At 71.0% G+C, this 7,276-nt stretch carries 8 protein-coding genes and 2 pseudogenes; 5 read left to right on the top strand and 5 right to left on the bottom strand.

Annotation, left to right across the window (positions count from 1 at the left end):
• Nucleotides 1-30 precede the first annotated feature (30 nt).
• Complete coding sequence (locus tag A5697_RS15450; RefSeq protein ID WP_067950212.1) at nucleotides 31-780, top strand: helix-turn-helix domain-containing protein; 750 nt, start codon at nucleotides 31-33, stop codon at nucleotides 778-780.
• Here A5697_RS15450 and serS read toward each other — a convergent pair.
• The gene (gene serS, locus A5697_RS15455; RefSeq protein ID WP_067950210.1) at nucleotides 777-2,039 is read right to left on the bottom strand and encodes a serine--tRNA ligase; all 1,263 of its coding nucleotides are present in this window, start codon (nucleotides 2,037-2,039) and stop codon (nucleotides 777-779) included. The genes A5697_RS15450 and serS overlap by 4 nt on opposite strands.
• 111 nt (nucleotides 2,040-2,150) lie before the next feature.
• On the opposite strand from serS, the gene A5697_RS15460 reads away from it, so the two are divergent.
• The 3 genes and pseudogenes from A5697_RS15460 (at nucleotide 2,151) to A5697_RS15470 (ending at nucleotide 4,144) form a co-directional block, all read left to right on the top strand.
• Nucleotides 2,151-3,524 carry a septum formation family protein gene (locus tag A5697_RS15460; protein WP_068011321.1) on the top strand — a complete coding sequence of 458 codons (1,374 nt, stop codon included), beginning with the start codon at nucleotides 2,151-2,153 and terminating at the stop codon, nucleotides 3,522-3,524.
• 4 nt (nucleotides 3,525-3,528) lie between these two features.
• Nucleotides 3,529-3,956 (top strand): annotated as a pseudogene (locus A5697_RS15465) (metallopeptidase family protein).
• The gene (locus tag A5697_RS15470) at nucleotides 3,953-4,144 is read left to right on the top strand and encodes a hypothetical protein (RefSeq protein WP_067950205.1); all 192 of its coding nucleotides are present in this window, start codon (nucleotides 3,953-3,955) and stop codon (nucleotides 4,142-4,144) included. Before A5697_RS15465 ends, A5697_RS15470 begins: the two are co-directional and overlap by 4 nt.
• Nucleotides 4,145-4,151: 7 nt before the next feature.
• Here A5697_RS15470 and A5697_RS15475 read toward each other — a convergent pair whose 3' ends face one another.
• Together A5697_RS15475 and pheA are read right to left on the bottom strand one after the other, a co-directional pair.
• A complete protein-coding gene (locus tag A5697_RS15475) occupies nucleotides 4,152-4,838 on the bottom strand; it encodes a histidine phosphatase family protein (protein ID WP_067950203.1) in 687 nt (228 codons plus the stop codon).
• Nucleotides 4,835-5,785, bottom strand: coding sequence for a prephenate dehydratase (pheA, locus tag A5697_RS15480; RefSeq protein WP_068011323.1), 951 nt, complete (start codon nucleotides 5,783-5,785; stop codon nucleotides 4,835-4,837). The genes A5697_RS15475 and pheA overlap by 4 nt, the downstream gene beginning before the upstream one ends.
• A 90-nt stretch (nucleotides 5,786-5,875) precedes the next feature.
• Between pheA and A5697_RS15485 the strand changes: the two genes are divergently transcribed.
• Entirely contained in the window at nucleotides 5,876-6,679 is an 804-nt protein-coding gene (locus A5697_RS15485) for a DUF2470 domain-containing protein (RefSeq protein WP_068011324.1), read from the top strand.
• Here the strand turns inward: A5697_RS15485 and A5697_RS28785 are convergent.
• Both A5697_RS28785 and A5697_RS27785 read right to left on the bottom strand, forming a co-directional pair.
• Nucleotides 6,676-7,062, bottom strand: a complete 387-nt coding sequence (locus A5697_RS28785; protein ID WP_067950197.1) for a hypothetical protein — start codon at nucleotides 7,060-7,062, stop codon at nucleotides 6,676-6,678. The two genes, A5697_RS15485 and A5697_RS28785, sit on opposite strands and share 4 nt — an antisense overlap.
• A 124-nt stretch (nucleotides 7,063-7,186) precedes the next feature.
• Nucleotides 7,187-7,276, bottom strand: a pseudogene (locus A5697_RS27785) (glycerophosphodiester phosphodiesterase); the annotation flags it as partial.

The following is a 7,276-nucleotide window of genomic DNA, read 5'->3' on the forward strand; positions in this document are numbered from 1 at the left end:
TCCTGCGCACTTCCGATATTCTGCCGCGTTATGTCGGGAATCAGCCACCACGGGCCGGCGACCTCGTCGCAGGCCTTGCCGCCGGGAGCCCGGATCGAGCGGCACCGCCACCCCTTGCACCAGATCGTCTACCCGTCCTCGGGCGCGGTCTCGGTCACCACCCCGGCGGGCACCTGGATCACGCCGGCGAATCGGGCGATCTGGATACCGGCGGGCTGCTGGCATGAACACACGTTCCACGGCCACACGCAGTTTCACGGCGTCGCGCTGGACCCACGCCGGTACCGTCGCGGTCCCGCTGCGCCGGCGGTGCTGGCGGTCAACCCCTTGATGCGGGAACTCATCATCGCGTGCTCACGGGCCAACGGAACCGACACCGACACGCACCACCGGATGCTGGAGGTGCTGCATGACCAGGTGCAGGCGGCCAGTCCCGGTGAGCCACTGTGGCTTCCGACGCCGGTCGACGGCCGGCTCCGCGACGCGTGCGCGATGATCGCCGACAACCTGCGTGACCCGTTGACGTTGCAGCAGATCGGCCGTCGGATCGGCATCGGCCAACGCACCCTGAGCCGCCTGTTCCGCGACGAGTTGGCGATGACCTTTCCGCAATGGCGCACCCAGCTCCGGTTGCAACGCGCCCTGGTGCTGCTCGCCGAGCGCCGCGACGTCACGTCGGTGGCGTCCGAATGTGGTTGGGCCACAGCGAGTGCCTTCATCGACACCTACCGGCGGGCCTTCGGGCACACGCCGGGGCGGGCGATCGCCAAGACGCCCTAGCGGTTGGTGGGCTCGAGCACCTCGGCGCCCACGAAGGGCACCAGCGCGTCGGGCACCCGCACGCTGCCGTCGGGCTGCTGGTGGTTCTCCAGGATCGCCACCAGCCACCGGGTGGTGCCCAGCGTGCCGTTGAGGGTGGCGGCGGTCTGCGGCTTGCCGTTGTCGTCGCGGTACCGCGTGGAAAGCCGGCGCGCCTGGAAGGTGGTGCAGTTGGACGTCGACGTCAGCTCGCGGTAGGTGCCCTGCGTGGGAACCCAAGCCTCACAGTCGAATTTGCGCGCGGCCGACGACCCGAGATCGCCTGCGGCGACGTCGATCACGCGATACGGGACCCCGATCTGGGCCAGCATCTCGCGCTGCCAGCCCAGCAACCGTTGGTGTTCGGCCTCGGCTTCGGCGGGCGTGCAGTAGACGAAGCCTTCGACCTTGTCGAACTGATGCACCCGGATGATGCCGCGGGTGTCCTTGCCGTAGCTGCCGGCCTCCCGCCGGAAGCACGACGACCAGCCCGCGTAGCGCAGGGGTCCGCCGGACAGGTCCAGGATTTCGTCGGCGTGGTAGCCGGCCAGCGGCACCTCGGAGGTGCCGACCAGGTAGAGGTCGTCGGCCTCGACGCGGTAGATCTCGTCGGCGTGGGCGCCGAGGAATCCGGTGCCGGCCATCACCTCGGGGCGCACCAGCACCGGCGGGATCATCGGGATGAAGCCGTTCTCGACGGCCAACCGCAGGGCCAGCTGCAGCAGCCCGAGCTGCAGCAGCGCCCCACGCCCGGTCAGGAAGTAGAAGCGCGAGCCGGACACCTTGGCGCCGCGTTGCATGTCAATCAGCCCCAGCGACTCGCCTAGCTCCAGGTGGTCCTTCGGGTTTTGCAGCGAAGGAGGCTCGCCCACGACCTCCAGGACGCGGTATTCGTCCTCCCCGCCGGCGGGCACCCCGTCGATGACGACGTTGGAGATCGCCATGTGCGCGGCGGTGAAGGCGGCCTCCGCCTCGGCCTGCTCGGTTTCGGCGGCCTTCACCTGCTCGGCCAACTCCTTGGCGCGCGCCAGCTTGGCCGGGCGCTCCTCGGGCGACGCGGCGCCGACGCTCTTGCTGGCCGACTTCTGTTCGGCGCGCAGCGCGTCGGCCGACGAGATCGCCGCCCGGCGGGCGACGTCGGCCGCCAGCAAGGCGTCGACCAGCGCCGGGTCCTCGCCCCGGTTCAGTTGGGAACGGCGCACGGCGTCGGGGTCTTCCCGGAGCAGCTTCAGGTCGATCACCGCCTTGACACTACTTTTTCGGTTCCGGTCGGCGGGCAGAGCACCCAATCGGACTCAACTCAGGACTCACATCCGTAACTTTTGTCACGCGGCTCAGGTGGCCCTGTCAGAATGGAGCCGATGTCACGACCGCCCGAGACGGACCTTCCGGAAGCCCCGGAGTCCGACGCCCCCACCGCCGAGCCGGAACAGCCGCAAGCCGGCTTCCGGTGGCCGCGCAGTCTGCAGGCCCAGGCGACTCGGCGCGCCCTGCTGCTGACCGCGCTGGGCGGCCTGCTGATCGCCGGGGTGGTCACCGCGCTGCCGGTGGGGGGCACCGGCACGGGGCGGCTGTCCGGCTATCTCAACGGCAACCCGGTGCCCACCACCGGCAGCAAGAGCGACGCCGCCTTTAACAAGGCCGCCAGCGGTGACTGCCTGATCTGGCCGGACGCCACCCCGGAGTCGGCGAAGATCGTCAACTGCGCCGACGACCACAAGTTCGAAGTCGCCGAATCCGTCGACATGCGGACGTTCCCGGGCGCCGAATACGGCCCCAACGCCGCTCCCCCCTCGCCCGCCCGCATTCAGCAGATCACCCAGGAGCAGTGCGAATCCGCCGTGCGCAACTACCTGGGCCCCAAGTTCGATCCCAACAGCAAGTTCACCGTCAGCCTGCTGTGGCCCGGTGACCGGGCCTGGCGCCAGAACGGCGAGCGCCGCATGTTGTGCGGACTGCAGCTGCCCGGCCCCAACAACCAGCAACAGGCCTTCAAGGGCAAGGTCGCCGAGGTCGACCAGTCCAAGGTCTGGCCGGCCGGCACCTGCCTGGGCATCGACTCGGCCACCAACCAGCCGATCGATGCGCCGGTCGAGTGCGCGACTCCGCACGCGATGGAGGTGACCGGCACGGTCAACCTGGCCGAGAAGTTCCCCGGCGCGCTGCCGGCGGAGCCCGACCAGGACGGGTACATCAAGGATTTGTGCACCAAGATGACGGACGCCTATCTGGCGCCGGTCAAGTTGCGCACCACCACCCTGACGCTGATCTACCCCACCGTGCCGCTGGCCAGCTGGACGGCCGGCAGCCGCGAGGTCGCCTGCAGCATCGGCGCGACCTTGGGCAACGGCGGCTGGGCCACCCTGGTCAACAGCGCGAAGGGCCAACTGCTCATCAACGGTCAGCCGCCGGTGCCGCCGCCCGACATTCCCGAAGAGCGGCTCACCATGCCGCCGATACCGCTCCAGGTGCCGGCACAGGCTCCGCAGAGCCAGGCCAGCGCTCCCCCGGAGATCCCGCCGAACAATCAGCACCTCCCGGGTCAGCAGCCGGCGGTAGCGCCCCAGGCGCCCGCGTCGGACACCCCGCCTCCCCAGGCGCCGCAGGCCCCACCCCCGGCGGACGCCGGGGCGCCACCTCAGGCCCCGCCCCCCGCGGACGGCGGGGCGCCGCCGCCGGCCAACCCGGGGCCTGAGGTGCCGCCCGCGCCGCCAGCCGGGGGCTAGCCGCGTGCCCGCGCGGATGGATCCCCAGCGGTTCGACGAACTGGTGTCCGACGCGCTCGACCTGATCCCACCTCAGCTGGCGGCGGCGATGGACAACGTCGTCGTGCTGGTCGACGACCGCCACCCCGAGGACGGCGAACTGCTCGGGCTGTACGAGGGGGTCGCCCTCACCGACCGCGACTCCGACTACGCCGGATCGCTGCCGGACGCCATCACCATCTACCGCGAGGCGCTGCTGGACGTCTGCGATTCCGAGGACGACGTCGTCGAGGAGGTGGCGATCACCGTGATCCACGAGGTCGCCCACCACTTCGGCATCGACGACGACCGGCTGGAAGAACTGGGCTGGGCCTGACGGCCGGTCAGCCGCGCCGGTTTTATGGGCGCGGCATCCCGGATTTGTCCGCGGCCGGTGCTATGAACGGGTTATGAGTGCTGACTGCCGCGACTGCCGGGCAGGCTTAGATCACTGTCACGGCACCATCATTCGCCATTCCCTGCGCCGCGCGGAGTGCACGGAGCCGGATTGCTTCAGCCCCGAGCTGTTGCCGCACGCCTTCGTGATCGACTGCGACGCCGTCGGTTGCGAGTGCTTCGAAGCGGTCGCGCTGGCCGTTTGACCGACCGTCAGCCCATCGGGTCGGTGCTCGAGTGCACCGCGTCCGCGACGGGACTGGCCTCGGGCTCGGGGTAGAACGGCGGCGTCAGGGTGCCCCACCGCACGCAGCTCCACCGCCCGTCGGTGATCGGCGCCAGCACCACCGATTCGGCGTTGTCGAGGTGATTGTCCAGCGCGAAGCCGGCGTCCACACCCGCCAGCACGGCGGCGGCCAGCCGGATCGCCGCACCATGGCTGACGACGACAATGTCGCCCGTCCAGTCGTGGTCGTCGAGGTAGCGCAGGCGCAACTCGGTGAGCACCGGGACATAGCGGTCCAATACGTCGTTGCCGGTTTCCCCGCCCGGCAGCGGGACGTCGAGAGCACCGTGATGCCATTGCTCGTAGATCGCGTTGAATTCCGCGACCGCGTCGTCGTCGCTGCGGTTCTCCAGCGCGCCGACCTGGACCTCGTGAATGCCGTCGACCTCGACGGCGGACATCTCGAGCTCGCCGCCGATGACGCCGGCCGTCTGCGATGCCCGAATCGCCACCGAGTGCGCCAGCAGCCCGGGCCGTCCCGCACCCCGCGCGAAGGCGCGGGCCTGATCGCGACCCAGCGGCGTCAGCTCCGCGCCCGGCGGCCGGGTGTCCAGCCTGCGTTCGACGTTGCCGTACGACTGGCCGTGTCGCACGAGCACCAACCGGCCGGTCACAACTCGATTCCCCCGGTCGCCGTTCCCGGTTTTCCTTCTCGTAGCCGCGCCAGCCAGCGGGCCGCCTCGTCGGCCGGCGGCGGCAGCACCCCGGCGGGCGAGCCCGTCGGCCAAGATCCCAGGTATCGCACATCGGCACAACGACGGTGCAGCGCTTTAAGTGCCTCGGCGACGGCGTCGTCGTCGATGTGGCCCACGCAGTCGGCGAAGAAGACGTAGGTGCCCAGCGCGGTCCGGGTCGGCCGGGACTCGATCCGCGTCAGGTCGATGCCGCGGATCCCGAATTCGGTGAGCGCGCCCAACAAGGCACCGGGGGCGTTTTCGATCCGCAGCACCACCGCCGTCCGGTCGGCCCCGGTGCGGGCCGGCGGCGGGCCCGGCAGGCCCACCAGGAGGAAACGGGTGCAGGCGTTGGGCTCGTCGACCACGCCGTCGGCCAGCGCCGCGAGTCCCCAGTGGGTGGCGGCCAGGGGCGAGGTGATCGCGGCGTCCGCCTGTCCCTCGGCGACCTGCCGCGCCGCGTCGGCGTTGGAATACGCCGGCCGGGGCTCGGCGTGGGGCAGGTTCGCGGCGACCCACCGCCGCACCTGCGCCGCCGCCACCGGAAAGGCCGCCAGGGTGCGCACGTCGCCGGCGGAGCGGCCGGGTTTGACGACGATCGTGAACGCGACGTCCAGGGTCGTCTCGGCGAAGACTTGCAGCGGCGAACCGATGGCCAGGCTGTCCAGCGTGGGCGTCACGGACCCGTCGATCGAGTTCTCGATCGGGACGCAGGCGTACTCGGCGCCGCCGTCGCGCACGGCGTCCAGCGCCGCGGCGGTGCTGTCGATGGGCAGTCGCCGCACCTCGTCTGACACCCGGCCCGGAACCAGACCGGCGGCCGTGATCTGCAACAGCGCCGCCTCGGTGAATGTCCCTTCCGGGCCGAGATAAGCGATGCGGACCACGCCCCAACCCTAGCGGCGGGAGGCGTCAAACCGCTCTTGCGGCGCCTTGCCATCTAAGTTAACTTAGGCTTACCTAATTTAAGGAGAACGGTGTTACCCCTGACCTGCCCCGCCCCGACGACCGCCGAACGTATCCGCAGCGCGTGTGTCCGAGCCGGCGGCGCGCTCCTGGCACTGGAATCCGCGCCCGCCCGCCAGGGCCCCGTCGTGACGCCCGTGCATCACCTGCTGCCCGACGGGTCCTTCGCGCTGGCGATCCCCAGTCAGCGCGCAGGACGGCCGGAAGGCTCCGTCGCCGGATCGCAGGCGCTCCTGGAGTTGACCGACTATGCACCCCTTCCGCTGCGGGAGCCGGTGCGCTCGCTGGTGTGGGTGCGCGGGCAGCTGCACGAGTTTCACCCGGCCGAGGTCGCCGAGACGGTCGACCTGATCGCCGCCGAGTGGCCGCACCCCGCGCTGCTTCAGGTCGACACCCCGCGATGCGCCCCGTCGGCGGGGCAGGAACCGCGCTACACGCTGGTCCGGCTGGAGGTCGCGTCCGTCGTCGTCACCGACGCCACCGGCGCCGAGCCCGTCAGCGTGGCGGATCTCCTTGCGGCCCGCCCCGATCCGTTCTGCGAGATCGAGTCGAACCTGCTGTGGCATCTGGACACCGCCCACAGCGACGTCGTTGCGCGGCTGGTGTCCCGGTTGCCCGCCCCGTTGCGCCGCGGGCAGGTGCGCCCGCTCGGGCTGGATCGCTACGGCGTGCGGTTCCGCGTCGAAGGAAAGGACCGCGACCATGACGTCCGGCTGCCGTTCCACAAGCCGGTGGACGACATGACCGGGCTGAGCCAGGCCATTCGCGTGCTGATGGGATGCCCGTTCATCAACGGGCTGCGCGCCCGCCACTAGCCGAACCCATCGTGTCGGGCGACCCCGGCCGCGTACGTTAACCAGGTGAACGGCGATCGACCACCGCACCGGCACGAACCGCGCACCGAGCCGTCACAGGTGATTCGCCGCGGCACCCGCCCGCCGGACCACAGCTCGGGCAGGTGTACCAGCAGGATGGTGTCGGTGCGGCTGCTGCCGATGTCGCCGCCGGTGGCCAGGTCCTCCTGCTGCTCGGGGCTGAGACCCTGGCGGCTATCCGACCCGACGAGCAACCAGTTCGTCCCGCGGCCGTGCCCGGGGCGCCCCGGGTAGTCGGTCAGGATGTCGTCGCGGTGCAGCCGGCTGTCGAACCAGACGGCCCCGCAGGCGACGCCGATGCCGGCCAGCAGCACGCCGATCACCAGGGCCGACGCAAGCGCTCGTAGCCGGCGGCGCCAGCCACGGCTGCGGCGCGTGCGCGGGGCGGTGGGCCGCGGCGGAGCTCCGGGTGGTTGTCGGGGGCGCGGCGGTTCGACCGCGCGAGGCGGCGGGGGTGGGGGCGGCGATGCCGAACCTGTGCAACAGCGCGAGCAGCTTCGTCTCCACCAGCGAGCCGTACCGCACCGGGTGCTTGGT

This window comes from Mycobacterium sp. E3251 (assembly GCF_001666835.1).
Lineage (GTDB): Bacteria > Actinomycetota > Actinomycetes > Mycobacteriales > Mycobacteriaceae > Mycobacterium.

Excerpts from the sequence above, each read along its gene's own strand:
- A5697_RS15450 (WP_067950212.1), top strand. The coding sequence starts at position 31 with ATGTCGGGAATCAGCCACCACGGGCCGGCGACCTCGTCGCAGGCCTTG.
- A5697_RS15460 (WP_068011321.1), top strand. The coding sequence starts at position 2,151 with ATGGAGCCGATGTCACGACCGCCCGAGACGGACCTTCCGGAAGCCCCG.
- A5697_RS15470 (WP_067950205.1), top strand. The coding sequence starts at position 3,953 with ATGAGTGCTGACTGCCGCGACTGCCGGGCAGGCTTAGATCACTGTCAC.